This is a genomic window from Thalassotalea hakodatensis (assembly GCF_030295995.1).
GTDB classification, from domain to species: domain Bacteria; phylum Pseudomonadota; class Gammaproteobacteria; order Enterobacterales; family Alteromonadaceae; genus Thalassotalea_C; species Thalassotalea_C hakodatensis.
Genome location: NZ_AP027365.1, coordinates 2,399,652 through 2,426,039, shown reverse-complemented (window position 1 = coordinate 2,426,039; position 26,388 = coordinate 2,399,652). Strand labels below are relative to the sequence as shown.

At 38.6% G+C, this 26,388-nt stretch carries 23 protein-coding genes; 9 read left to right on the top strand and 14 right to left on the bottom strand.

The genetic code is table 11. The annotated features are described in order from the left end of the window. Positions 1-92: 92 nt before the first annotated feature. Together QUE72_RS10600 and ppsR are read right to left on the bottom strand one after the other, a co-directional pair. Positions 93-1,403 (bottom strand): IS4 family transposase, encoded by a 1,311-nt coding sequence (locus QUE72_RS10600; protein WP_286268914.1) that lies wholly within the window; start codon positions 1,401-1,403, stop codon positions 93-95. 196 nt (positions 1,404-1,599) lie between these two features. Beyond that, a complete protein-coding gene (gene ppsR, locus QUE72_RS10595) occupies positions 1,600-2,409 on the bottom strand; it encodes a posphoenolpyruvate synthetase regulatory kinase/phosphorylase PpsR (protein ID WP_074496556.1) in 810 nt (269 codons plus the stop codon). Positions 2,410-2,556: 147 nt separating this feature from the next. On the opposite strand from ppsR, the gene ppsA reads away from it, so the two are divergent. From ppsA to QUE72_RS10560, 7 genes are all read left to right on the top strand, one after another. Then, complete coding sequence (ppsA, locus tag QUE72_RS10590; protein ID WP_286268913.1) at positions 2,557-4,929, top strand: phosphoenolpyruvate synthase; 2,373 nt, start codon at positions 2,557-2,559, stop codon at positions 4,927-4,929. A gap of 763 nt (positions 4,930-5,692) precedes the next feature. Further along, positions 5,693-6,391 carry a spondin domain-containing protein gene (locus QUE72_RS10585; protein WP_074496554.1) on the top strand — a complete coding sequence of 233 codons (699 nt, stop codon included), beginning with the start codon at positions 5,693-5,695 and terminating at the stop codon, positions 6,389-6,391. 8 nt (positions 6,392-6,399) lie between these two features. Beyond that, positions 6,400-7,128, top strand: a complete 729-nt coding sequence (locus tag QUE72_RS10580; RefSeq protein ID WP_286268908.1) for a spondin domain-containing protein — start codon at positions 6,400-6,402, stop codon at positions 7,126-7,128. 81 nt (positions 7,129-7,209) lie between these two features. Then, positions 7,210-7,932 (top strand): response regulator transcription factor, encoded by a 723-nt coding sequence (locus QUE72_RS10575; RefSeq protein WP_074496552.1) that lies wholly within the window; start codon positions 7,210-7,212, stop codon positions 7,930-7,932. Continuing rightward, positions 7,929-9,413 (top strand): sensor histidine kinase, encoded by a 1,485-nt coding sequence (locus QUE72_RS10570; protein ID WP_074496551.1) that lies wholly within the window; start codon positions 7,929-7,931, stop codon positions 9,411-9,413. The genes QUE72_RS10575 and QUE72_RS10570 overlap by 4 nt, the downstream gene beginning before the upstream one ends. Before the next feature lie 412 nt (positions 9,414-9,825). Beyond that, positions 9,826-10,071: a hypothetical protein gene (locus QUE72_RS10565; protein WP_286268905.1), complete on the top strand. Its 246-nt coding sequence runs from the start codon at positions 9,826-9,828 to the stop codon at positions 10,069-10,071. Beyond that, entirely contained in the window at positions 10,072-10,224 is a 153-nt protein-coding gene (locus QUE72_RS10560) for a hypothetical protein (protein ID WP_175573073.1), read from the top strand. A 65-nt stretch (positions 10,225-10,289) separates the two neighbouring features. Here the strand turns inward: QUE72_RS10560 and QUE72_RS10555 are convergent, their stop codons facing one another. Then, entirely contained in the window at positions 10,290-11,111 is an 822-nt protein-coding gene (locus tag QUE72_RS10555) for an alpha/beta hydrolase (RefSeq protein WP_286268904.1), read from the bottom strand. A gap of 241 nt (positions 11,112-11,352) precedes the next feature. Here QUE72_RS10555 and ydiJ point away from each other — a divergent pair, with 241 nt between their 5' ends. After that, positions 11,353-14,418 carry a D-2-hydroxyglutarate dehydrogenase YdiJ gene (ydiJ, locus tag QUE72_RS10550; RefSeq protein ID WP_286268903.1) on the top strand — a complete coding sequence of 1,022 codons (3,066 nt, stop codon included), beginning with the start codon at positions 11,353-11,355 and terminating at the stop codon, positions 14,416-14,418. 209 nt (positions 14,419-14,627) lie between these two features. Here the strand turns inward: ydiJ and QUE72_RS10545 are convergent, their stop codons facing one another. Continuing rightward, positions 14,628-15,671 (bottom strand): Glu/Leu/Phe/Val family dehydrogenase, encoded by a 1,044-nt coding sequence (locus QUE72_RS10545; RefSeq protein WP_286272970.1) that lies wholly within the window; start codon positions 15,669-15,671, stop codon positions 14,628-14,630. A 270-nt stretch (positions 15,672-15,941) separates the two neighbouring features. Here QUE72_RS10545 and QUE72_RS10540 point away from each other — a divergent pair, with 270 nt between their 5' ends. Beyond that, positions 15,942-16,349, top strand: coding sequence for a DUF4826 family protein (locus QUE72_RS10540; RefSeq protein ID WP_074496547.1), 408 nt, complete (start codon positions 15,942-15,944; stop codon positions 16,347-16,349). A gap of 36 nt (positions 16,350-16,385) precedes the next feature. On the opposite strand, the gene QUE72_RS10535 is transcribed toward QUE72_RS10540, so the two are convergent. The 10 genes from QUE72_RS10535 to QUE72_RS10490 form a co-directional block, all read right to left on the bottom strand. Then, positions 16,386-16,847 (bottom strand): GNAT family N-acetyltransferase, encoded by a 462-nt coding sequence (locus QUE72_RS10535; protein ID WP_074496546.1) that lies wholly within the window; start codon positions 16,845-16,847, stop codon positions 16,386-16,388. Positions 16,848-16,849: 2 nt separating this feature from the next. Then, positions 16,850-18,001 (bottom strand): cupin domain-containing protein, encoded by a 1,152-nt coding sequence (locus QUE72_RS10530; protein ID WP_286268902.1) that lies wholly within the window; start codon positions 17,999-18,001, stop codon positions 16,850-16,852. A 97-nt stretch (positions 18,002-18,098) separates the two neighbouring features. Beyond that, positions 18,099-19,469: an adenylosuccinate lyase gene (gene purB / locus QUE72_RS10525; RefSeq protein WP_286268901.1), complete on the bottom strand. Its 1,371-nt coding sequence runs from the start codon at positions 19,467-19,469 to the stop codon at positions 18,099-18,101. 20 nt (positions 19,470-19,489) lie between these two features. Beyond that, a complete protein-coding gene (hflD, locus tag QUE72_RS10520; protein ID WP_074496543.1) occupies positions 19,490-20,113 on the bottom strand; it encodes a high frequency lysogenization protein HflD in 624 nt (207 codons plus the stop codon). Positions 20,114-20,127: 14 nt separating this feature from the next. Continuing rightward, on the bottom strand, positions 20,128-21,282 hold the full coding sequence (gene mnmA / locus QUE72_RS10515; RefSeq protein WP_286268900.1) for a tRNA 2-thiouridine(34) synthase MnmA: 1,155 nt from the start codon (positions 21,280-21,282) through the stop codon (positions 20,128-20,130). A 131-nt stretch (positions 21,283-21,413) separates the two neighbouring features. After that, positions 21,414-22,259 carry a hypothetical protein gene (locus QUE72_RS10510; RefSeq protein ID WP_286268897.1) on the bottom strand — a complete coding sequence of 282 codons (846 nt, stop codon included), beginning with the start codon at positions 22,257-22,259 and terminating at the stop codon, positions 21,414-21,416. A gap of 108 nt (positions 22,260-22,367) precedes the next feature. Continuing rightward, entirely contained in the window at positions 22,368-22,859 is a 492-nt protein-coding gene (locus QUE72_RS10505) for an NUDIX hydrolase (protein ID WP_286268896.1), read from the bottom strand. Continuing rightward, complete coding sequence (locus QUE72_RS10500; RefSeq protein WP_286268894.1) at positions 22,852-23,526, bottom strand: pseudouridine synthase; 675 nt, start codon at positions 23,524-23,526, stop codon at positions 22,852-22,854. Before QUE72_RS10500 ends, QUE72_RS10505 begins: the two co-directional genes overlap by 8 nt. An 80-nt stretch (positions 23,527-23,606) precedes the next feature. Further along, complete coding sequence (locus tag QUE72_RS10495) at positions 23,607-24,941, bottom strand: sensor histidine kinase (protein WP_074496539.1); 1,335 nt, start codon at positions 24,939-24,941, stop codon at positions 23,607-23,609. Continuing rightward, positions 24,938-26,374: a sigma-54-dependent transcriptional regulator gene (locus QUE72_RS10490; RefSeq protein WP_322111091.1), complete on the bottom strand. Its 1,437-nt coding sequence runs from the start codon at positions 26,372-26,374 to the stop codon at positions 24,938-24,940. The genes QUE72_RS10495 and QUE72_RS10490 overlap by 4 nt, the downstream gene beginning before the upstream one ends. Positions 26,375-26,388: the final 14 nt, after the last annotated feature.

Genomic DNA, 26,388 nt, shown 5'->3' with positions numbered 1-26,388 from the left:
ATTATCGCGCTAACATACCTAAATTCAGCAACTTTGTGAACATTAAACAAAGAATAAATTATTATTAATTAGGGTCTGTTGACCTTTTGCGTTTATTTTTGCAGTAGTTTATGGGTATTTAGACAAGGCATTGCGATTAATGTGTGGTTATTCCACATAAAAAAGCAATAACGACGTATAAATGACAAAAAAACGCTGCCCTTAGGGCTGACGGATCCCCATTTTTCTATAACTGAACATATTTGATAATAAGCTAAAAAGTTTTCTCGACTTTTCTGTAGATAGTGATTTTTAATTTTGTGGAGTCTATGCCGAATTACTTGCTTCGCCAATGTAAGAAACGATAGAACTCTGCGGTGTTTTATCGTATTAGCCTGAAACATTATTTGCCAATTGCGCTGCTCCGCTTCAAAGCCAACAAACCAAAGTAATAGACTGGCTAAACATGCAATTAAGCACAAGGCACTCATTCGCCTTACGCCTTGTGTTTTACTAAACCGCCACGAAAAGCCATATTGTTGGCTTTTGTCATCGCGAAAGTTTTGCTCAATTTGCATCCTTTTACTGTACAACTTAATTACTTGATCACTAGTGAGTGTATTATCTGATGTTGCGAGTAACCATGGCTCATGAGCATGCCGTCGATACATGCGAGTATCTTTAGTAAAACGGCTATTCCCTTTTCGTCCTTTGTATTTTCCTTTGTACAAATGGAGAAATGCATCACATGCTGTTGGACTGTGTTGAGTAACCCTCGCTTTGCCAAGTCGAGTTGGTTGACAGCTCGCTCCCTGATGAAAGGCAGGGAGTTTTTCCCAAGTATTTTTACCTTCTAACTTACATGTCATCGTGCCTCTGAGACGGCCAATAAAGTGCCATCCTAATGAACGGACTTTAGTATACCAAGGAGTAAGAAAACCACCATCTGACAAAATATAAACGGACCGGTGTTCACCAATAACTTGAAGGAGGTTGTCTAAAAATCTGGCATTGGTTTCTGGCGTATCAAAATCTTTTAATTCAACAACCATGTTGTAAAGCACTAAAGAACGGCCGTCAACGAGTAAACTCGCTCTAAGCAGGTGGTAATCTGAACGACAACAACCACTCCAGTCCACTGCAATGGCTAAATAAGGCAAGTTGCTAATGATTGGTTTGGCCAACGAAGCGTATATTTCAACTTGTTGGTTAAACAAATGCTCGTTATTAAGAAAACGATCAACCCTTTTTATTTTATGCTTAATGTTCGCACGTCCAGCTAAGTAACGCCCCAAACTTGTTAAGGTTAATCTATCAGACGCTATAAGTGCTTCAGAGCATGCTTTAAGTGTCTTCATTCTCGCTTGATTGAAATTCGATAAGGACTTATCAAAGAAGTTATGGCAAAGTAAGGATTCAGGCATAGCATTTTACTCTTATTTTTGTTTTGGCGAACTAATAAGATCATAAAATGTTGTGCCTGTCATTTTTTGGGGATTCGTCAGCCCTTAGGGTTCAACTAAACGTTATTTTTTCATCGTTGAACGCAATTTACATGGAATAACCATGAGGCATTGCTCACGCCTCGAACAAAATTCAATCTAAAAAGGTCAACAGATCCTAATATTTATAACGCTGTAAACCTGTTTGTGCGAGTATTTTTGCGGTGATTTCTTCTACTGACAGTTTGGTGGTGTTGATAAAAGGAATTTTTTCTTTTTTATAAAGGTTTTCAACCGCACGTATTTCCATTCTACATTGTCTTGCTGATGAATATTTGCTGTTTGCCATTCTACCGTCACGAATATCCATTAATCGTTGTGCGTCGATTGTTAATCCAAAAAGCTTTTTCTTATGCGGTTTTAAAAAGTCAGGAATTTTTAATGCGTCCATATCTTCGTCAATAAAAGGATAGTTGGCTGTTTTTATCCCATATTGAAGGGCTAAGTATAACGAGGTTGGCGTTTTACCCGATCGTGAAACGCCCACTAAAATTAAGTCTGCTTGCTCATAATTGGTAATGTTTGAACCATCGTCATTCGCAAGAGAATAATTAACTGCATCAATACGATTGTCATAGCTATTTTCATGAATGCTATGTGTTCTATGTGCTTTAGGCTTTGCTGATACACCTAACTCTTGTTCAATTGGAGAAATAAAATGCTCAAGGAAGTTGTAAATAATGGCATCGCAACTGTCAATAATCTCTCGTATTTTTGGATTAACAAACGTATGAAAGACTAAAGGCTTTTCACCGGTAATTTTTGCAGCGCGATTAATTTTATCTTTTGCGGCAAGCGCTTGTTGTTCAGTTTCAACAAAAGCTATGGTGTCGTGATTAAACTCTAAAGGAAATAACGACAATAATGCATGACCAAAAACTTCTGAGGTAATGGCAGTACCGTCTGATATGTAAAATGCTGTTCTCATGAATATTCCTGATAATTATTATATAGGTGAAATTAACACTGAAAGGTTACATTAAAGCTTTCAGAATTAAATTGCTATGTGTAAAATGCACGAACACGTTAGATATAACTATACTTAAATTTATTTGTCCATTGTGGAGAATTAGCTGTGCAAGAAAACGTTCTTTGGTATCAAGAGTTAGGGATGGGTGATGTAGACCGTGTTGGCGGTAAGAATGCATCACTTGGTGAAATGATTTCAAATTTAGCAAATGTTGGTGTTCAAGTGCCAGGAGGGTTTGCTACTACAGCGTTTGCCTTTAATGAGTTTCTTGAGCAAAGTGGCTTAAACGATAAAATTTATCAGCTACTAGACACATTAGATGTCAGTGATGTTAATGCGCTAGCACAATGTGGCAGCACGATTCGACAGTGGATTATCGACACACCGTTTTTGCCTGCTATGCAGCAAGACATCGAAAATGCGTATGCACAACTTGCCGGAGAATTTTCACAAGATGCTTCGTTTGCTGTTCGTTCATCTGCTACCGCTGAAGATATGCCAGATGCGTCTTTTGCAGGGCAACAAGAAACTTTTCTCAATGTCCGCGGTTTAGATGCGGTAATGATCGCTATAAAACATGTATTTGCATCATTATTTAATGATCGGGCTATTTCTTATCGAGTTCATCAAGGATACGACCATCGTGGCGTTGCATTATCCGCTGGTATTCAACGTATGGTGCGCAGCGATATTTCTTCAAGTGGCGTTATGTTCTCTATTGATACTGAATCTGGCTTTGAAGATGTTGTTTTTATTACCTCTAGCTACGGATTAGGTGAAATGGTGGTGCAAGGTGCTGTAAATCCAGATGAATTCTATGTGCATAAACCAACACTTACTAACGGAAAACCTGCCGTCGTACGCCGTAACATTGGTAGCAAAGCAATAAAAATGGTTTACACCGATACGCAAGAGCATGGCAAGCAAGTTGAAATTGTTGATGTAGATGAAAGTTTATCAAATCAGTTTTCATTAACTGACGAAGAAGTGCAGTCGCTGGCAAAACAAGCAGTTATCATTGAGAAGCATTATCAACGTCCGATGGATATTGAGTGGGCAAAAGATGGTTTAGACGGCAAATTATATATCGTACAAGCACGCCCTGAAACGGTACGTAGTCGTGAACAAGCAAATGTAATGGAGCAATTTCAATTACAAAGTTCAGGTAACATAATTTGTGAAGGTCGTTCAATCGGCCATAAAATAGGTAGCGGAGCGGCGAAAGTATTAGCATCACTTGATGAAATGGATAAAATACAGCCAGGAGATGTACTCGTTACCGATATGACAGATCCTGATTGGGAACCCATCATGAAGAAAGCGTCCGCTATTGTGACTAACCGTGGTGGAAGAACATGCCATGCTGCCATTATTGCACGTGAAATGGGCATTCCTGCTGTTGTTGGCTGTGGCGATGCAACCAGTAAAATTAATGCTGGGGATGAAGTTACGGTTTCTTGTGCAGAAGGCGATACTGGTTTTATCTATCAAGGTAAATTAGATTTTACCGTCACCACATCACAAGTTGATGAAATGCCTGAGCTGCCATTAAAAATAATGATGAATGTTGGTAACCCAGATCGCGCCTTTGCGTTTGCAAAATTACCACATGCAGGTATTGGTTTAGCGCGACTTGAGTTCATTATTAATAAAATGATTGGTGTTCACCCTAAAGCCTTACTAAATTTTGATCAACAATCAGCTGATTTACAAGAAGAAATTGGCGATTACATGGCAGGGTATAGTGATCCCGTTGAGTTTTACATTGCCAAGTTAACCGAAGGTATTTCTACACTTGCTTGTGCTTATGCGCCAGAAAAAGTGATAGTACGCATGTCAGATTTTAAATCGAATGAATATGCTAACCTTGTAGGCGGTGAAGAATTTGAGCCAGACGAAGAAAACCCAATGATTGGTTACCGTGGCGCTTCACGTTATATTTCTGAAGATTTCCGTGATTGTTTTGCACTGGAGTGTGAAGCAATTAAACGGGTAAGAAATGACATGGTTTTCACGAATGTTGAAGTGATGATCCCCTTTGTTCGTACATTAGAAGAAGGCCAAGCGGTTATTGATATTCTTGCTGAGAATGGTTTAAGGCGCGGCGAAAACGGATTACGTGTGATCATGATGTGTGAACTACCTTCTAATGCATTACTTGCTGATGAATTTTTAGATATTTTTGATGGGTTCTCGATTGGTTCAAATGATCTAACGCAATTGACCCTTGGTTTAGACCGTGATTCAGGCTTAATTGCCCATTTGTTTGATGAACGTAACCCTGCGATCAAAAAGCTGTTAGAAATGGCGATTAAAGCGTGTAAAACGCGCGGCAAATACGTTGGTATCTGTGGACAAGGTCCATCTGATCATGAAGATTTCGCTGCATGGCTAGTAGAGCAGGGTATTGATAGTGTATCGCTTAATCCTGATACCGTTTTACCTACTTGGTTATACTTAGCTGAGCAACACGGCTAAATAAAAAGGGTCAGGTACAATTATTAGCAACCTATAATAAAATGGGTCATGTACTGAGGAAACCTCAGGAATAATTCTTATATTTCGAAAAAGTAGTTTAGATCCTTAGGGAGCATTCATGGTATTTGGTGAACAGTTTTATCGCAAAACAAAAATAACCAATCGTAAACACCATGAATGTTCCCTATATTGAAGAAGACGCTTGCTCTTGTTACTCCATATATGCAAGCAAGACGTATGCTTCTTTAATGTGCTTACTTGAAACCCTTTTAATAGAGACAAACGCAACGCTCTTTCGATGTACCCGTTTTTGGTCAAGCCAATTGCTGATAATGCAACATACTATATTATTTTACCGAAGGGTTTTCATGTCACGTTGGTCTTTATACCAATTGAATTAAAGGTTTGATCAACATAGAACTTCGTTGTTTAGGGGCGATTGAACTTTCGAAATTAAATTAAGATGAACCCAAAGGGCAACTTTTATTGTCATTTATACTTTGTTATTGCTTTTTCAAGTGGAATAACCACACATTAATCACAATGCCTTGTCTACCTACCCATAAACGGCTGAAAGATAAACACGAAAGAGTAACAGACGCTAATATAACTCTATTAAGACCACTTCTTTTGATTGTTAATTTCCTAACGTTAACTTGATTTTTTTGTGAGACTTTTGTGATAATTTCGTGAAAAAATCGAGATATTTTCTTTGCATACTGTTGATGAATTGAACATTTCACCATAATGACAAGGAAATAACATGAAATTAAAACACTCGATTTTAGGCGCTGCTATTGCCATAGCATCCATTCAAGCCCAAGCACAACAGTTAGACATCAACATTACTAACCTTACGCAAGGCATTTATTTTACGCCCTTTTTAGTCGCAGCTCACAACGCAGATGGTAAGTTGTTTACTGTCGGGGCTGAGGCGTCGGCAAACTTACAAATGATGGCAGAAGGTGGAGACATTTCTGGTTTGTCTTCCGATCTTGGTGCGATCAGTGCAGATATAAACGAAAACCCGGCTGAAGGTTTGCTTGCACCCGCAATGAGCACAAGCTTGATGTTAGATACAACAGAGGGCAACAATTATTTATCTATCGTGTCTATGTTACTACCAACTAATGATGGATTTGTTGGCTTAAACAGTTGGATGATCCCTGAAGAACCCGGCACTTATACTATCGACCTAAGTGCCTATGATGCAGGTACTGAAGCTAATGATGAGGTGGTAAATGGCGGCGGTGCTCCTGGTATGCTGGGTATTCCAGTTGACCCTAGTGGTCATGGCGGAACGGGTGCTTCGGGTGTGACAGACATGGAGTCAAATACGATGATCCACATTCATCGTGGTAGCCTGGGTGATGATGATGTGGCAGGAGGAAATAGTGATCTAAATAATACCGTTCACCGCTGGTTAAACCCTGTCGTTCGTATCACTGTCACCGTAAACTAGGAGGGGCCATGAATATATCATCTTTAAAACTAGGTGCATTAATGCTTACGCCGCTGTTATTGCTTGCTGCTTGTGGAGACAGTAACTCATCAAAAGCGCCTATGGTCGTTGAACCTCCCGCGCCAACCCCAGTTGATTACAGTTACCAAATTACCGTGACTAATTTAACCCATGCACAGCCTATGTCGCCTATTGCTGTGATACTGCACAATGAGGGCATGTTGTGGCAAATCGGCGAACCTGCAGCGGCAGCATTAGAACTGTTAGCAGAAGCGGGTGACAATACTGAAGTATTGACCGCTGACATGGTTCTTGCCAGTCAGTCAGGCGAAGGTTTGCTCATGCCCGGTATGCAAGAGTCTATCAATATTACCTTGACTGATACTATGCCAATGATGGTTTCTATCGCTACGATGTTGGTGAATACCAATGATGCATTTACTGGCGTTAATGCCTATGACATCTCAAATTTAATGGTCGGCGAAAGTATTTCTTTTACCGCCCGTTCTTATGATGCAGGAACGGAATTTAACACTGAAACTGCAGCTTCTATTCCTGGTCCCGCATCTGGTGGTGAGGGAGAAGGTTATAATGAAGCCAGAGATGACATTGCTGATCACGTTGCTATGCATCCTGGTGTCGTCAGCAGTGATGATGGCCTTGCGACATCTGTGCTTGATGCCGGACATAAGTTTGATAATCCAACATTGAGCATCACCATTGCTAGAACGGAATAAGCATAGTTCAGGCAGTTAAAGGGAAGGCAAGAGCTTTCTCTTTTTATCCGTTTCTCTTTATTAAACCACTGGGGAAACAGTATGGATAGAGTGCTTTTAGTTGAAGATGATTTAGATATCGCAGAACTGATCAAGGTAAACCTACAAGACATGTCACTTGAAATTGTTCATCAATCATCAGGCGAAGCCGCGTTAGCATTAATAGAAAGTCGTCATTTTGATTTAGTGATACTTGATGTGATGTTGCCCGGTATATCTGGTTTAGACGTATGTCGCCAAATCAGAGAGAAATATCCTGAGCAGTCTATTTTAATGTTAACTTCCCGAGACAGTGAAATTGACCGGGTGTTAGGGTTAGAGCTAGGTGCTGACGACTATATGACCAAGCCATTTAGTATTCGTGAGCTTCAAGCCAGAATAAGGGCACAATTACGCAAAGCACATGTAATTGCAGAGCGAACAAAAACGTGTCAGCAACAAGTAAAGGCAGCGCAACTCACCTTAGGAGCACTTCAAATTGATATTATCAGTCATAAAACTTACCTTAAAGGAAAAGACATTCCATTGACGTCAACAGAGTTTGATTTACTGTATTTTTTAGCATCGCACCCTGAGCAAGTGTTTTCAAGAGAGCAATTGTTAAGCTCTGTTTGGGGTTATCATCACTTGGGTTATGAACACACTGTTAATTCGCATATAAATCGCCTGCGTACTAAAGTAGAACAAAATGCCGCTAAGCCAGAAATTGTGCAAACTGTTTGGGGGGTCGGTTATAAGCTATCTAAACAAGGGGTAGCGGCGTGAAGTTGAGTTTATATCAGCGGTTGTCATTATCTCTGCTGTCAGTGTTCGTCGCCATATTGATCGTGTTCTACTGCTGGGCTAATTCATTAGAAAAGCAAGTTAGGTATGAAGCACAGCAAGGTTTACATTTATCTTTAGCTGAAAATTTAGTCAACGATAACCCGATATTAACAAAGGGCGTATATGATTATGAGGCACTTAAAAATTTATTTCATACCTTGATGGTACTTGGACCAGCTTTTGAGTTTTATTTGTTAGATCCTACAGGAAAGGTATTGACTCACTCCATTGATAAGCACTTGATTAAGCGTGATCAAGTGAGTTTAGCACCGCTGTTAAATCTTATTGAAAGTAACATTGCTTTACCTATTTATGGTGACGATCCAAAAAATGAAGCACGGCAAAAAGTATTCTCAGTTGCACCTGTCTATAATGGTGAGGCATTGCAAGGCTATTTATATGTTATTGTCGCAGGGGAGCAATATGAGTCGGCTTTTGCTAATCCTCAATTCAATCAACAAGCAAAATTATCATTAATGGCATTTGCCGGCGCCATGTTATTTTTGTTCGTTGTGATGTTAGGCTTGTTTCGTTACTTTACTAAACCGCTTAGGAAATTAATTGGCGATATTCATACGCTGAAGGCGGCTGGATTTGATCAAAGCAAGGTGAAGCTTGCTCTTTGGAAAAGAAATACTTCGAATGAAGTGCATCAATTGGGCATCGTTTTCGAAGAAATGGCGCAACAAATTAGTGAGCAATTAAATCAACTAAAGCAGGCTGATCTTCAACGAAGAGAGTTATTGGCAGATATTTCTCATGATTTACGTACACCATTGGCATCGTTGCAGGGGTATGTTGAAACGGTAGCACTAGGGCTTGATAGTTTAACGGCTGAGCAAAAAAATAAATATCTACAAACAGCGCTGAAAAATGCTCAAGATCTTAAATTATTAATTGATCAAATTTTTGAATTAGCACATTTAGAGGGAGGTCAAGTATCTATTCAATTGGAAAGCTTTAACATTATTGAACTTTTGTATGATGTTTTAGCAAAGTTCTCCTTAAAATGCCAAGCCAAGGAGATCAAAATGTCGATTAAGCCTAGCCATTCAAATACGCTGATTTTAGCGGACATAGCTAAACTAGAGCGCGTACTGAGTAATTTAATTGAAAATGCGATAAGACATACACCGCAAGGCGGGCAGATATATTTGCAGGTAGATGAGATTAAAAGTCATCAATGTCAGGTGACGGTGAAAGACACCGGAACCGGAATTAAAAAAGCAGAGTTGTCGTATATTTTTGATACTCGCTATCGCGCTAGTAATGCTATCAATGCTGGTGAAAAACATGCTGGCTTAGGATTAGCGATTACCAAGAAACTGCTTGAACTCATGCACAGCGAAATATCAGTCTCTAGTGAAATAGGACAAGGTGCAGCGTTTAGCTTTGCGTTGAAGAAAGTGTCAGTAAATTAGCTATGGAAACTATACTCGTTACTTTAGCAGTTACTTTATGTACCCAAATCAGCACATAAGGACAGTTAGGAGGTTAGGTTATTTGACTCAGAACAGGGTAACGCATTCGCCTTACTCTGTGGAAAATAAGGGGTTATACTGACATATTAAATGCTGCCGAACACTAGGCTAATTAGCCGCGATTATTAGGGCGCGAAACAGCATAAATGATCAACAGCATGCTAAAGAAGATTTAGCATTTAATCAACATGCACTAATGACCGCTGTCGACGGAAATACGTTTTTGAACCAACATGATATTGAGCATGAAGAGTTGAAGATGGCATTGTATATCGAGAAAATGCACTATACCGTTTAGCCATTCTCATCAAAGCGAAATTGATATTTTCGGCCAGTAGTTAATGACAAAAATATGGTGTTAATCCTGCTGTATAATACATTTAACACACAATATAACGCGTTTAAAAGCAATGAAAATATCCAAGAAAAGAGTGATATTACTCCTTTTCGTTCTGAGTTAACGAATCTAGAAAGACATTTGAAAGTAAGAAATTTAAATGCCGTAGATTATGATAGCCATTACTCTAATCGCTTTTCAGAAGAAAAAACGTTATTAAGCAATGCGCTTATCGATAGTTTTGATCGCCAAACGCCATGAATGTTCACTTCTTTTCGAATTATTTGTGGCCAAGGTCCACCTGATTACGAAGATTTCGCCGCATGGTTAGTAGAGCAGGGCATTGATAGTGTATTGCTTAATCCTGATACCGTTTTACCTACTTGGTTATACTTAGTTGAACAACACGACTAAATAATAAAAGGGGTCAGGTACATTAATTTTTAGATAATTGTACCTGACCCCTTTTTTTACTTTTTTTATTGTCTAAAAAGTTTATCGAAGGCGTTGTATACCGCTAAGTGCAAGGTATCGCCATGGCTTAACTGTTCAAAGAATTTAAAATATGTTGAATAATGCTTAGGTTTTTGTTTATTAACTTTGACAAATAACTCCTTGGCGGTTCGCTCCATAATGTCTCCTTCCTTACCAACGCCTATATAGATTAATTTTTCAGTGGCTGAAGTTTTTAGGGGTTGCGCTAGTAACGATTCATCATCCCACCATAAACTTGGGCTAATGATAATGTAATTATCAAATAATTCTGGCGCTTTAAATAATATTTCAGTAGCAAGTAAACCGCCCAATGATTGCCCTATAATTGTTTTATTGGCATTGGTTCGATAGTTTTCTTCTATTATTGGTTGAAGCTCTGAGCTAATAAATTCAATAAACTTGGCAGAACCGCCACTTGTTGGGAAGTCTTTTTGATCTTGTGGATGATTAGTAGGGTAGGTGAAGTCACGCTTTCTATCGACGTTTTCAATACCTACCACAATACTTTCTGGTATTTGTTGTATCCAAGAAAATGAACCAAATTGCACTAAGCCTGCTAAGTGTAAAAAGTCTTCCTCAGCTGAACCGTCTAAGAGATAAATAACAGGGTATGTTTTATCTGGAGACCCCTTATAACTACTTGGCAGGTAGACATTTAGTATTCTATTTTCATTTAACACTGTAGAGTTAAATGTCATGCGGTCACCAATGGTAAATTTACTTTTGTCTATAATTTCTAATTGGTTACGAGCATCAGCAGATATACTGCTTAGCAGTAAGGCCGCTAGTATAATATTTTTAAACATTTAATTTTCCTTACTGAAATGTTTCAACACGATGACTGTTTACTTTTTAAGAACTCCACCGCTTTACTATCAAAAAATAATTGATAGCAGAAAAAGTGAAAAATAAATAATACCTTAACTATTGTTAGAATATATTGCTATTTAATCAGTGATAAACAATATAGCGTGGTATTTTCTTTTTAAAAAAATACCGTGATATACTAACCACCTATTATCTTTCGAAAAATATATACTAGGCCTTATGTTACCTCGGTTAGATCCTCAGGAACTTGTTGAACCACTTTATCAACAATTCGCACAAGCACTTAAATCTCAAGCCTACAATGGCGATATTAGTACTCAATATGGTGCGAGGCTTGCAGTAGCTACTGATAACAGTATTTATCAACAGTTACCGCAATTGGTGTTACATCCGAGAAGTAAACAAGACGTACAAGAAATCACAACATTAGCAAATCAATCACAGTTTGCAGAAATAAAATTTAGCGCACGAGGCGGCGGTACAGGTACTAATGGCCAAAGTTTAACGCCAGGCATTGTGGTTGATTTATCTAAGTATATGAATCGTATTCTTGAAATTAATGTTGAAGAAAACTGGGTGCGTGTTGAAGCAGGCGTTATAAAAGATCAACTTAATGATTATTTACGTCCTCATGGTTTCTTTTTCTCACCTGATTTGTCTACGAGTAACCGGGCAACGGTTGGCGGGATGATCAATACGGATGCCTCTGGCCAAGGCTCGTTAATCTATGGAAAAACCTCTGATCATGTTTTAGCACTAGAAAGTGTGTTAGCAAATGGTGAACTACTATCGACTTCACCAATGCTAATTAAACAAGCACACGAGCTTGCGCAGCAAGATTCCACCATTGGTAACATTGTTAAACAAGTGATTGCAACCAGCATTGGTAAGCGAGAACAAATCTTATCTAAATTTCCAAGATTAAACCGTTTTCTAACCGGTTATGATTTAGAACATGCTGTATCTGACGACTTATCTCAGATAGATTTATCGCGTTTGATCACCGGCTCTGAGGGGTCACTCGCCTTTGTATGTGAAGCTAAATTAAATTTAACGCCAATAGCACCTGCAAAAACACTTATTAACATTAAGTATGATAGCTTCGATTCAGCGCTAAGGCACTCGCCAACGCTTGTTGAAGCTAAAGCAACATCAGTAGAAACCATCGATAGCAAAGTATTGAATCTTGCGAAACAAGATATTATTTGGCATTCAGTGAGTGATTTGATCACTGATGTTGAAGGCCAAGTCATGGATGGTATTAATATCGTTGAATATAATGGTCAATCAATTGAAGGTTTAGCTGAACAAGTAGCCATGTTAACTGAGCAGCTAGATAACGATATTGCCAATAAAACGGGTGTAATTGGTTATCAAGTTACGACTGATTTAGCCAGTATTGGTAAAATTTACGCAATGCGTAAAAAAGCCGTAGGGTTGCTTGGAAACACGAAAGGAGCGCAAAAACCATTAGCCTTTGCAGAAGATACTGCAGTACCTCCTGCAAAACTGGCTGATTTTATCGCTGAGTTTCGTGAACTCCTTGATAGTTATCAATTACATTATGGCATGTTTGGCCATGTTGATGCGGGTGTTTTACATGTTCGGCCAGCCCTTGATATGTGTGACCCTGAACAAGAAAAAACCATGCGATCAATATCAGATAAAGTCGTTGCCTTAACTGCAAAATACGGCGGTTTAATGTGGGGTGAGCATGGTAAAGGGTATCGAAGCGAATACGGCCCTGAGTTTTTTGGCGAAGCGTTATTTTTAGAATTAAGAAAAATAAAAACAGCGTTTGATCCGAATAATAAAATGAATCCTGGTAAAATTTGTACGCCAATCGATTCATCGGAACCTTTAGTGTCAGTGGATGGCGTTAAACGTGGAACTTACGATCGACAAATCCCCATTGCCGTTAAAGAGTCGTTTAAATCTGCAATGGAATGTAACGGAAACGGTTTATGTTTTAACTATGATACAGCCAGCCCAATGTGCCCGTCGAGCAAAGTAACACGCGATAGAAGGCATTCACCCAAGGGTAGAGCAGGTTTGATGCGTGAATGGCTGCGTTTATTGCAGAATAAAGGCGTTGATATTTTACAATTAGAACAAAATATCAATGGCTGGTCAGTAAAGCGTTTGTTAGACAAAGTGAAAAATGCGCTTTCCACACAACGTGATGAAGATTTTTCCCATGAGGTAATGGAAGCAATGTCAGGTTGTTTAGCCTGTAAAGCGTGTGCTAGCCAATGCCCTATAAAAGTAGACGTGCCTGATTTTAGAGCACGCTTTTTAAATCTTTACCACAGTAGTTATTTTAGACCGCTAAAAGATCATCTTGTTGCAAACGTCGAGCACATGGCACCGTTGATGGCGAAATCACCGAAACTCGTGAATAGTGTGTTAAGTTCTAAGCTGTATGACAAAGCGAGTCGAGCAACTATAGGCTACATTGATACACCACTGCTATCAGTGCCTACATTATCTGAGCGTGTTAATACATTGCAATTTGAATCGTTTCAATTAGCTAAGTTTCAACAAATGACGAGTGAAGAAAAGGCAAACTATGTATTTGTTGTGCAAGATCCATTTACTTCTTTTTATGATGCTCAAGTTGTTGAAAACCTGATGTTATTGGTACAAAAACTTGGTTATAGTCCAGTGTTATTACCGTTTAAACCAAACGGCAAACCACAACATGTCAAAGGGTTTTTAACCAAATTTGCTAAAACAGCGAAAAATACAGCAGATTTTCTTAATCAATTACAGCAATTAGCCATACCTATGATCGGTACTGATGCGTCTACAGTGTTGTGTTTTCGTGATGAATACCAACAAGTATTAAAAGAAGAGCGAGGCAATTTTCATGTGCAGTTAGCACACGAGTGGCTGTTAACGGTGATCGATCATCTGAAATCAAAAAATAATCCGTTTACGTTTAGAAAAAATACAACCACATTTAAGTTGTTCGCGCATTGCACTGAAAAAACGGCTTTAGCAGGTAGCGAGAAACAATGGTCAGATATTTTTAATTACTTTGGTTTATCGTTAGAAAAGCAATCTGTTGGATGTTGCGGAATGGCTGGTACTTACGGTCATGAAGCGGTTAATTTTGAGAACTCTAAAACATTATACGAGATGAGTTGGCAACAAAAGGTTGATAATGCAAGAGCAGAACAACTTGTTGTGACAGGCTATTCATGTCGTTCGCAAATAAAACGTTTATCGAACAAGAAAACCAAACATCCGGTTGAAGTGTTAGTGGCACAGTTAGGCGAATAAAGGTTGTAACGATATACAAGCTTTTCACAACATTAAAACAAGCTTTTAATCTCGCCATTTTTGTGTGATTAACTTAGGCTATTGTTTAGCAGGACAGGGTTGTCTTGCGCTCACATTTCATCCCAAATTGAAGTATTTAAAAAGGTGGCCTTGGCCACCTTCTTTTTTTAGAACACAACTCTTACTTGGTGTTAATCACCGCATCAAACTTACTGATTGGCTTTTGCGATGATTTCTTGTGCCATTTGATCTGCAACAATACCCGTTGGTTTATCTTGTTCTGCTGCAGTCGTAAAAACTGTCGTTAAAGTGTTATAGATATTTTCAACTAATCGTGTTGCTTCATCTGCACAATAAGGTTCTGGATAGATTTCTAATGACACATTAATAATACCACCGGCGTTAATCACATAATCTGGTGTATATAAAATACCTTTATCTTTTAAGATTTGATCATGTTTCTCAGCAGCTAATTGATTATTTGCACAACCGGCAATAATAGAAGCTTTTAATTGCGGTATGGTATCGTCATTAATAGAGGCACCTAATGCACAAGGTGAAAATACATCAACCTCTTGGCTGTATATTTCATCAAGTTCTACGATAGTTGCACCAAACTCTGCCGCTGCATTCTCTAATGCTTCATGGTTTATGTCAGAGACAATTAATTGCGCGCCTGCAGTGTGTAACTTGGCACATAAATCATAACCAACACTACCTAAACCCTGTACTGCGACTTTTATTCCATGCAAGTCATCTTTACCGAGCTTAAATTTAACAGCGGCTTTAATGCCTAAAAATGTACCTAATGCTGTGAACGGTGCAGGGTTACCACTTTTACCATCTAGGCCAGCAACATAGTCAGTTACTTGATTTACGGTCGCCATATCGCCTGTGGTAATATTAACGTCTTCAGCCGTATAGTAGCGGCCACCAACGTTATTAACTGCACGGCCAAAGGCTTCAAATAATGCTGTCGATTTAAGCGCTTTTGGATTGCCAATAATAACGGCCTTACCGCCACCAAGTTTAAGGCCTGCCATGGCATTTTTATAGGTCATTCCTTTTGATAATCGCAGTACATCAGTTAATGCTTGTTCATCATTGGCGTAATCCCAAAAACGACAACCACCCGCAGCAGGACCTAACGCTGTACTATGAACAGCGATTATTGCCTTCAAACCTGTTGCTTTATCACTACAAAAAACGACTTGCTCGTGATTATCAAAATCAACTAAATCGAAAAAAGCCACTTCTACTTCTCCGTGCATTAAAGGGTTTCACAATGAAAATAAATATAAAATGAAACCAGGGGTGTAATATTTCTTGGCGCGCACAATACCATTAGTTATTGGCTTTATCCAGTCGAACCAGTGAGATTTGTCATTAGTTTTTGCTAGGTAAATCTGCACCATTGTTAACAAAAATGAACATCATCTTAGTCGTGAAAAATAATGCGCTTGTACATCCGTTTTTCTTTGGCTAGTCTAACTACCTTTAGTAGTAAAAATTAAATATATACCATGACAGAACAACGAACCATGACTGAACAAGAGCAACAGCAGTGGGTAAGAGAGCAATATCAAGCCGCAACTAAATTTCTTGCTGATCGCGGCTTGATCACTAAAAGTGTTGCCGACAAAGAAAGTCGCTATTTAATCCCCTTAATGTCGGTATGGAAAATTAATTTAACTGATAACACCACTGTGTGGGCAATTTCAGGTGATTTACCTACTGATTATTCTCCCGTCTCTGTTGCTGGTGACGCCCGAGAAGCTGTAAGGCATTTTTCGTTGAAGTGGCAGTTACAAGCTGAAAATTTACGTAAAGATAAAAAAGAAGAAAGTAAAAGGCTGGCTGAGCATTTAATTTCTCGTGCTGAAGATTTATATCAATTATTTGATGATAATAACGTTTGGCAATCAAGCTAATTAACGAAATTAAAAGCAGGCTGTTAATGGTAAGTGTTAATGGGTATAACAATAGTTAGCATGTTGTATATCGTCTAATTGGCAGCCCAGTCGCTGTCGAGGCATGCCTGCCTCCATAAATACAGCACCAGCGCTATTAAAATTAAATCGTCGGTAATATTCAACAGTATCGAGCGGGCTATAGATGAATACTTCATCTAAGCGTAACTCTTGAGCGATACTAAGTAGACCTTGCATTACAATGCCATCAACTTGTTTTTTTCTATATGGCAGTAATACGGCGATTCGAGAAATTTCGCCTGTAGCGAGTATTCTACCTGTTGCAATAGGCTCTTGTGTTTTATCGTCGCACACTAACACATGAAAGGCGAACCTATCTTTTCGATCAAACTCGATATGTTTAGGTATTCGCCACTCACAAATAAATACCTTTTCTCTGACATCTTTTAATAAGGGAGCAGCTTGCTCCCACCTAACTCGACTAATACTATATGACATGCTTACTCTTCGATGAACCAATACCCCTTATTTAAAACACTAGTTAACAATTGTGTGTTTTTCAAACAAACGGTGAAACTTTTTAGCTCTTTTGTAGTCAAAGGTTCGCTTTTTGTTAATTTAATTGCGAGTTGTTTTGTTTCCTCACTTAATTGAAATACCTCTCCATTGATAAAAAGTTGTGGTGTTGGGGTATTAATTATCAATGCTTTAACGCCAGAAACAGGCGCTAAATGTATGTCATCGTTATCTAAAAGTTCCGTAACATATGACGGTTCAAATGGCTCCATTGGGATTAATAATTCAAGAGCGTGATGACTTTGGGTTAAAAACTTACCTGTAAATTCATTGAATACTTCTGGTTGTTTGACTTGCGTAAGCATAAATTGCTGTAAACCATTAATGTCATTTTCATCAAGTAAACTAGGATCGTTACACATGTTACGATCTTGATCAGCAAAACGTGCTTCACCGAGGTTTTTGTCAATTAACATATCGGCAAAACCAGACCAAAGATCTTGGCTACTTGGTGCTTGAAAACCGATTGAGAAATTTAATGAGTTTTCAATCGCAACGCCATTGTGCGGATGATTAGGTGGAATATACAATAAATCACCGGGCTCAGTAATTTCATCAATGATAGGCGTAAAGGCTGAAACTTGTTTTAAATCAGGGTGTGGTAATAACGTAGTTAAGCTTTCATCAGGTGCGCCTACTTGCCAACGACGACGTCCTTCACCTTGTAAAATAAATACATCGTATTGGTCTAAATGCGCACCAACACCGCCGTCAGGCGTTGAAAAACTCACCATAACATCATCGACGCGCCACCGAGGAATAAAATTAACTAAAGATAACAGTTGGTTAGTCTCACGTGACCAGTTATTAACGGCTTGAACGAGTAAAGTCCAGTTGTTGTCACCAAACTGATTAAAATCAGTAAAGGGGCCATGTTTAACCTGCCACTGACTATTACCATCATGACTGATAATACGGGACTCTATTTCTTGTTCCATAGCCAAGCCGGCAAGCTCATCTGCTTCGATAGTGCCTTGAAAGTTAGCTACCGCTTGTTTGATTAACAATGGCTTTTTTTGCCAATATTCGTGTAAAAATTTTTCGGGTGTTATGTCACCCCAAGAAATTTCCATCATCACTGTGTTCCTTGGTTCATTCTAGATCAAATAGCTATTGGCATTTCTGCAAAGAAAAAGGAACCCTGAGGTTCCTTTTTTCAACATTTTATAAAGCTTAGTCAAGCTCAGCGATAAAAGAAACCGCACGGCCAATATAGCTTGCTGGTGTCATTTCACGTAAGCTAGCTTTTGCTTCTTCTGGTAACGCTAAGTTATCGATAAATACACGCATAGCATCGCCATCAACACGCTTACCACGGGTAAGTTCTTTTAATTTTTCATAGGGTTTTTCAATACCGTAACGGCGCATAACTGTTTGTACTGGCTCAGCAAGTACTTCCCAGTTTTTATCAAGTTCAGCGCGTAAGCTTTCTTCGTTTACTTGAAGTTTGCTCATGCCCTTAAGGGTTGCAGCGTAGGCAATAAGCGAGTTACCAAAACCAACACCTAAATTACGTAATACGGTTGAATCAGTTAAATCACGTTGCCAGCGCGAAATAGGTAATTTTTGCGCAAGGTGTGAAAATAAGGCATTAGCGATGCCTAAGTTGCCTTCTGAGTTTTCAAAGTCAATTGGGTTAACTTTATGCGGCATAGTTGAAGAGCCAATTTCACCCGCAACAGTTTTTTGTTTAAAGTGACCTAAAGCAATATATCCCCATACGTCACGATCAAAATCAATTAAGATGGTATTAAAACGTGCAACAGCATCAAACAGCTCAGCAATGTAGTCATGCGGCTCAATTTGTGTAGTGAATGCATTCCAGCTTAAACCTAATGAGGTAACAAATTGCTCTGAAAATTGGTGCCAGTTAACTTCAGGGTATGCAGAAAGGTGAGCATTGTAGTTACCGACAGCCCCGTTAATTTTACCAAGTAATTCAACGTTGGCAATTTGATCACGCTGACGCTTTAAACGAATATAAACGTTAGCAAATTCTTTACCCATAGTGCTTGGAGAAGCCGGCTGTCCATGTGTACGACACATCATAGGAATGGCTTGATATTCAATCGCCAAGGCTTTAATTTCAGCTAATATTTCATCAATAACAGGTAACAAAACTTGTTCACGACATTCTTTTAGCATTAAACCGTGTGACAGGTTATTAATATCTTCAGAAGTACAAGCAAAGTGAATAAATTCAGATACGGCATTTAATGCGTCATTTGCGGCTACTTTTTCTTTTAAGAAATATTCAACTGCTTTAACGTCGTGGTTTGTGGTTGCTTCAATGGTTTTAACACGTTGTGCATCTTCTTCATTGAAGTTAGCAACAATTGCGTCGAGTAGGGCGTTTTCAGTATCACCAAATGCAGGTACTTCTGAGATTTCAGCCGTAGCAGCGAGTTTCTGTAACCAGCGCACTTCTACCGTTACACGGTATTTAATCAGACCAAACTCACTAAAAATAGGACGCAAGGCTTTGGTTTTACTGCCGTATCGACCATCAACGGGTGAAATAGCACTTAATGCTGAAAGTTCCATAGTAGATTCCTGAATAATATTTACATTTGTTTAAGTAACTGTTGAGCACATGCAACAATCTTTGCACGTGAAAATAAAATACTGCGGCGTTTACCGCCAAGCTGTCGCCATAACACAGCAGAACGCATTCCTGCTAGGAGTAACGCTCTGATTTTATGCTGGTTTGCTGTGTTTTTTAAAATTTCTGGGTTTCCTGCCACTTGAATAGGCGTACCCAATGGACTGATTATATCGCTATAAATACTCGCTAAACTTGCAATGATCGTGTCGCTCTCAATAGAGAAATGATCTAATTGACGTTGGCATTGCTCAATTCGATTACCAAGCGCTGCTAGTTGTTTATTATTTTTTGTTAATCGGCGTTCTAAACTTAATAGGCTGACTACATAACGAGTCACTTCAGGGTCTTTTTGCTGTTCACCATTACCTAAATGGCTTACCAGTGTTGATAACCCTTTACGAATATTTTGTAGTTCTCCGCCATACACTTCCATCGTGTTTTTAGGAGACGTTACCAAGATGCTATTGAGCATGATAGACAAAGCTTCATTGTCAGATTGCCCATGACGTGCAAGCTTTTGCACGAGGTAACTAATTTGGCAAATTGCGGCTAAAGTAATTGTTTGTTCTTGTATATTTTGCATAGTGTTCGTCAACGTTATTGGCGAATTAAGGTGTTGATAATACCGCCACCTAAACAAACATCACCTTGATAAAAAACCACTGATTGTCCAGGTGTTACTGAACTTTGTGGTGTTTCAAAGGTAACGATATATTCATCGGTATATTCATCATCTTGTTTAATAGGGGATAAGGTACACGGCACATCTTGCTGTCGATAGCGCGTTTTCACTGTACAGGAGATAGAATCGGTAAGTGGTTCCCGGTTGATCAAATGTAACTGATTACCAATTAAGCCTGTTGAAAACAAACGCGGGTGATCATGACCTTGACCAACAATTAAGACGTTACGTGTTAAATCTTTATCAACAACATACCACGGAGCTTCACCAGCATTTGACAAGCCGCCAATGCGTAAACCTTTTCTTTGGCCAAGCGTATGGTACATTAAACCATCATGCTCACCAATGACATCACCTTCAGCAGATTCTATTTTGCCAGGCTGTGCAGGTAAATATTGCTGTAAAAAATCTTTGAACTTGCGCTCACCGATAAAACAAATACCCGTACTGTCTTTTTTGTTATGTGTGATCAAATCAGCTTGTTCAGCAATCGAACGTACTTGCGGCTTTTCAATATTTCCAACAGGAAAAAGTGTTTGCCCCACCTGTTTTTCATCTAAGGTATATAAAAAGTAACTTTGATCTTTATTTTGATCAAGGCCACGTAACATATGCCATTGGCCATCGCGATATTCGCGTTGAACATAGTGTCCTGTTGCAATGTAATCTGCACCTAAATCTTCGCAAGCGAATTCGAGAAACGCTTTAAATTTGATTTCTTTGTTACACATAATATCAGGGTTTGGTGTTCTTCCTGCTTTGTATTCAGCAAGAAAGTATTCAAACACATTGTCCCAATATTCAGTGGCAAAATTGATGGTGTGTAATTTTATGCCTAGTTTTTCGCATACTTTCTGGGCATCTTCTAAGTCTTCTGTTGCAGCACAGTATTCGTCTGTGTCGTCTTCTTCCCAGTTTTTCATGAACAAGCCTTCTACTTGATAACCTTGTTCTTGTAATAAGTACGCAGAAACGGAAGAATCAACACCACCTGACATACCAACAATTACGCGAATGTCTTTTGGTGCGCGTGTGTCGGGTGAGTTTGCAGTTAAACAGCTATTGGTCATTTTGAAAATTTAATCAAACTTGCTAAAAAATGGCGCGAGATTGTAGCATTTATCCTAAAGAAATTCACTAGCGAGGTGCGAACTTTCGAGATTAAATTTTCTTAATGAATGGACGATTACATTATATTGAATTAATCATGCATTTGTTGATTAATAAATTGATTTAATAACGGGAATTCTTTTGCGGTGTCTAATGGAAATAAAAGCTGCCAAATCTGATGAAATTGCGCATTATGATACCAATGGAAGGCAGTGCGATCAAAATGTTGTAAAAACGTTTTGTGTTTAGGGGAATCATTACAGACAAAATACAATGCTTGAGGTGTTTGTACTTCAAAGGGAATAATAGTGAAATCGTTTAGACTGATACCTGAAATTGTCGGCATAATTTGTGGTAAGCCAATAAAATAATCAAGCTGGCCATCGTTTGTGTGCTGGTGCAGTTGATGTATGGTGAAATGCCCGCCAAATAAAGATGAGTTTCTATCGCTTATTTTATCATCGATTAACTGTTGTAAATAGGTAGGGTAGCGACGGCCTGCATTATAACCACCAACAAACTTCTCTTGCTGTAAAATAGCCTCAGCAGAGGCGTTGTTTTGCGAAGATAGTTTTTTCAGTGAACGATTATGCATGACTACCGCTGGCATAGGTGTTAATAGCGTTGCGCGTTTACTTTTAATTGTGTTTAAATCACTAATATGGGGATTGGCAAATACGTGACAAATAGATTCTTGATGCTGAACTGAATGCCAAAATTCGGTAAACCTTGTATCAACATAGGCTAGTTGATATTGCGGTAAATAGGTCTTTACATGTTCAGTTAATAACTGCCTTATAGGTCCTTGTTCCCTGAATAAATGGTTTTTATCGAATGCCGCGATATTGATTTGAATCGGTTGTTTAGCTGCATGGCTAATAGGCAATAATAAGGTGCTAGTAATAATAAAAATAGCGACTAATCGACTGAATCCCATATCATCTCCTTTTATTCGCTGTTCATTTTATTATCAAGTACGTAAGTGATTTATAAATCAACAGCATATGTTCTTAATTTATACAATTTTTTTGATTTAGCAATGTTTTTATTGAAGGTTAGAACTTAGTAACGACAACGGAATTTTTTGTTCAGACAAGAAGTCATCGATACATTGCAGTACCATAGGGCTGCGCAGTTGTTGCTTTCTTTCAATTATTTGTTCGTAAGTGAACCAATGACAAGCAATGATTTCATTGTCGTGTGGTGTGCATGTTTGAATTTTATTTAATGTTTTCACAAAACAAAACCTTAAAAAATACAGGTTTAATTCGGGTCGATGGAAGTAGTAAATGCCTGAGCAGTAGTCAGGGGTTAATGCTAAACCTGTTTCTTCATATAATTCTCTGCTGCAAGCTGATATTAAATTTTCATCAGCTTCTAAATGTCCAGCAGGTTGATTATAAACGGTTTTACCCTTTTCTTTTTCTTCAACCAATAAGAATTTATCTTCAGCATAAATGACTGCTGCAACCGTTGTATTAGGTTTAAATTGTTGGCTACCGTGGTCCAGTTGCATAAGTAGTGTTGTATTATCCATGAGGGTTTATTTCCTTATATTCACCGTTTTTAATGCCTTCAATGGTGTAGTTACCAATGGCGTATCTGATCAATCTCAGCGTAGGAAAGCCAATATGTGCTGTCATTCGGCGAACTTGTCGATTACGTCCTTCTGTAATTTTTATTTCTAACCAGGTCGTTGGAATGTTTGCACGCTCACGTATGGGTGGAGTTCTTGGCCAAATTGTAGGCTCTTTAATAATGCTAACTTTCGCAGGTAAGGTATCTCCGTCTTTAAGCGTAATACCGTCTCTTAATTGTTGAATATCTTGCTCTGTTGGAGCACCTTCTACTTGTGCCCAGTAGGTTTTTTCTGTTTTTTGTCTTGGGTTAGCCAGCTTATGCTGTAATTTTCCATCATTGGTTAATAGTAATAAACCTTCGCTGTCACGATCTAAACGTCCTGCAGGATAAACATCTTTAATGGGCACAAAGGCTTTTAATGATTGTCGGCTTTCGTGATGTAATTCGTTATTATCACTAAACTGGCTGAGCACATTAAACGGTTTGTTTAACAGCACAATTATACGATCTTTTTCTGCAAGGGGTGGTTTACTAACTTTTTTGCTCTGACGTAAACGTGGATTGGGTAGCCGCTTTTTGGTTGTGGCGGTTTTACGTGAAGTTCTTGAGTATTCTTGTTTCATCCCTCTATTTTAGAGGTTGAGAAATTTTTCGCTAGCGTTAATTGTTGATGCTGCCCAATTCATTGCAATTAAAGTAATGATCATACTGTCGTTGGTAATGAAATAGTGGCAACTGCACCCGTTTGCAGTTGTCTATTCGTCAAGGTTAAATCACCACCGTGATTAAACATAATTTGACGGCATAACACTAAACCTATACCGCTACCATGCTTTTTAGTCGTGTAAAATGGCACAAAAATATTGTCAGGGTTTTTTATACCATCACCGTTATCGCAAATAATTATGTGTACAGTGTCGTTGTTAACTTGCCAACTGAGTTCGATATGACAATGTTCATGTGAAGCGCAGGCTTGAATTGCGTTTGTTAATAAATTGACCACTACTTGTGATAGTTGACTTTTGTCTGCAAAAACTTCTATATCATTGTTTGTGTTTATTTCAATGGCGGCTTCTGGAAATAATTCACGATGATCATGAACAAAGCGCATTATTGAAAAAGTGGCTTTTTCAGGCGTAGGTAGGTGCGTTAATGATTGATATTGCTTAATAAAGCCGTTTAAGGTTAACGCTCTTTCTGTCATGATCCGTAAACCATCGTTAAGATCATGAGATAATTCAGCTTCCATTTTCGCCGTGGTAACCATTTGTGTTAGTGATTCACCAATTGAAGCGATGGGGGCGAGTGAATTATTAATTTCATGACTGAGTACTCTTAGTAAACGTTGCCATGCAACGCGTTCTTCATTTTGCAATAATTTTTGTACATCATTTAGAAACAGTAAGGTATACGTTTTACCATACAGTCGGTAGCTATCTGTTTGGAGGTATACTCGTTTTTCTATTTTATCTGTGGTTATTGTAACCACTTGCTGAACATGTTGTGCTAATAATGATTTATCAATACCGAAACTTCGTGCCGGCATGCCTATCATTTCATCTTGCAGCGCAAACAGTTGCTTGGCTTTTGGGTTTAGTAACGTGACAACAGCATGTTCATCTAAACAAATTACAGCAACGTTAATGTGCTCTAATACCTTTGCCATCGCAATGTGGTGTTCCTTAGAAACTAAACGTTGTTCCGCTAACTGAATAGCAGCTGTGTTGATCACCAAATTAAGTTCAGATAGCGCTCCGCTATTAATGGCAGAGCTTGGTCGCATGGTGGTATCACCGGTGATTAATGCTTCTACAAGGTTCGTTGTGGTACGCAATTGGTTTCGAATGCGTCGCCAAATTAATAAATTACCGATCGCAACAAACGCTATGGTGAAGATAGCGATGATGATTTTTAGATAAAACGATAATGATGTTTGCCAAAGTAATATCAGTAACAATAAAGTTGGTACTAAAGAAATATATAAACTTTGTTGAGTCAGTTTATTTTCGAATGAAGTTGATGCAGCTTTATGGGTCATTGAACGTTAGTTAATTGGTATTTTTCAAGCCTACGGTAATAAGAACTTCGAGATAGCCCTAGTGATTTTGCAGTATTGTGTGGATCATGCCCAAAGCGTTGTAAACGTTCAATAATAATTTGCTTTTCTATGTCTTCAAGGGTTTTCTCTTGTAAAGATTGGCTAATGGTCGCCTTATTTGTAGGTAAATTTAAATCGGTTAACTGAATGACCTGTTCAGGCGACAAAAATAACGCTCGTTCAATGGTATGGCTTAACTCACGTATATTTCCTGGCCACTGATAATACATCATCGCCTGTGCTGCTTCCGTGCTTAACGTTTTTGTCGGCATACGATATTTTTGGCAAAATTGTTCTATAAAGTACGTTGCGAGAGGAATAATGTCATCAACGCGTTCTTTTAGTGACGGGATACGAATTTCTACCGTGTTTAATCGATACAATAAGTCTTGCCTAAACAGCTTTTCAATAACTAATTGCTCAAGGTTGGCATTGGTTGCAGAAATAACTCTTACGTCAGCCTCTAAAGTGATATGAGAACCAACACGTTCAAACTTACATTCTTCTAAAATGTGAAGTAATTTTGCTTGTTGGTTAAGATTAATATTGGCGATTTCATCCAAAAATAAAGTGCCTTGTGATGCGAGTTCAAATCGACCTATACGATCTTCCTTTGCGTCAGTGAATGCACCTTTTACGTGACCAAACATTTCGCTTTCAAATAAAGATTCAGTGATCGCTCCCATATTGACAGCAATAAAGCTGTTGTTATTTCGCGTTGAATGTTGGTGTAAATAATGTGCTAGCATAGATTTACCGGTACCATTTTCGCCGGTAAATAATACATTCATATCGCTGACTGCTATGCGCTCTATTTGTGTTAGTACTTGGCGCATCTCAGCAGAGTGTGCAATAACACCTTGTTGTTTATTGGTCAGCAGGGCGTTAGTTTGCGATAGCTTTTCATTTCTTCGAACAATGTTTACTCGTTCAATTTGTTGCTTTATTTTATTGCTTAGTTGCGCATTTCTCCATGGCTTTTCGATAAAATCATTTGCGCCAAGTTTCATCATTTCAACGGCAATATCTACACTACTGTAACCTGTCATTGCAATAATTGGCACATGGCTATCAATGTTACGTATAGCTTCAATTAGTTGCATACCCTCAGAGCCAGAAGTGGTGTCTTGGGTATAATTTAAATCAAGCAATAAGCAAGAAAACTGTTTGCGCGATAAAAGGGTGATTACCTGATGAGGTGTTGTTGCCTTGTTTATTTGATAATTTTCACACTTTAACGCAAGCGTCAATGCTGAAAGCACGTTTTCATCGTCATCGGCGATTAAAATACTCGGTTTTGAATGGTTCATTATATTTTCAATCACTTTACTGCTTGTTGCTAAAGACATTGTTAACAATAGAAAGGCGGTCAATGACCGCCATTTTT

Coding starts and splice junctions, on each gene's coding strand:
- QUE72_RS10600 (WP_286268914.1), bottom strand. CDS start 1,403: ATGCCTGAATCCTTACTTTGCCATAACTTCTTTGATAAGTCCTTATCG.
- ppsR (WP_074496556.1), bottom strand. CDS start 2,409: ATGAGAACAGCATTTTACATATCAGACGGTACTGCCATTACCTCAGAA.
- QUE72_RS10585 (WP_074496554.1), top strand. CDS start 5,693: ATGAAATTAAAACACTCGATTTTAGGCGCTGCTATTGCCATAGCATCC.
- QUE72_RS10580 (WP_286268908.1), top strand. CDS start 6,400: ATGAATATATCATCTTTAAAACTAGGTGCATTAATGCTTACGCCGCTG.
- QUE72_RS10575 (WP_074496552.1), top strand. CDS start 7,210: ATGGATAGAGTGCTTTTAGTTGAAGATGATTTAGATATCGCAGAACTG.
- QUE72_RS10565 (WP_286268905.1), top strand. CDS start 9,826: ATGGTGTTAATCCTGCTGTATAATACATTTAACACACAATATAACGCG.
- QUE72_RS10560 (WP_175573073.1), top strand. CDS start 10,072: ATGTTCACTTCTTTTCGAATTATTTGTGGCCAAGGTCCACCTGATTAC.
- QUE72_RS10555 (WP_286268904.1), bottom strand. CDS start 11,111: ATGTTTAAAAATATTATACTAGCGGCCTTACTGCTAAGCAGTATATCT.
- ydiJ (WP_286268903.1), top strand. CDS start 11,353: ATGTTACCTCGGTTAGATCCTCAGGAACTTGTTGAACCACTTTATCAA.
- QUE72_RS10540 (WP_074496547.1), top strand. CDS start 15,942: ATGACAGAACAACGAACCATGACTGAACAAGAGCAACAGCAGTGGGTA.
- QUE72_RS10535 (WP_074496546.1), bottom strand. CDS start 16,847: ATGTCATATAGTATTAGTCGAGTTAGGTGGGAGCAAGCTGCTCCCTTA.
- QUE72_RS10530 (WP_286268902.1), bottom strand. CDS start 18,001: ATGATGGAAATTTCTTGGGGTGACATAACACCCGAAAAATTTTTACAC.
- purB (WP_286268901.1), bottom strand. CDS start 19,469: ATGGAACTTTCAGCATTAAGTGCTATTTCACCCGTTGATGGTCGATAC.
- hflD (WP_074496543.1), bottom strand. CDS start 20,113: ATGCAAAATATACAAGAACAAACAATTACTTTAGCCGCAATTTGCCAA.
- mnmA (WP_286268900.1), bottom strand. CDS start 21,282: ATGACCAATAGCTGTTTAACTGCAAACTCACCCGACACACGCGCACCA.
- QUE72_RS10510 (WP_286268897.1), bottom strand. CDS start 22,259: ATGGGATTCAGTCGATTAGTCGCTATTTTTATTATTACTAGCACCTTA.
- QUE72_RS10505 (WP_286268896.1), bottom strand. CDS start 22,859: ATGGATAATACAACACTACTTATGCAACTGGACCACGGTAGCCAACAA.
- QUE72_RS10500 (WP_286268894.1), bottom strand. CDS start 23,526: ATGAAACAAGAATACTCAAGAACTTCACGTAAAACCGCCACAACCAAA.
- QUE72_RS10495 (WP_074496539.1), bottom strand. CDS start 24,941: ATGACCCATAAAGCTGCATCAACTTCATTCGAAAATAAACTGACTCAA.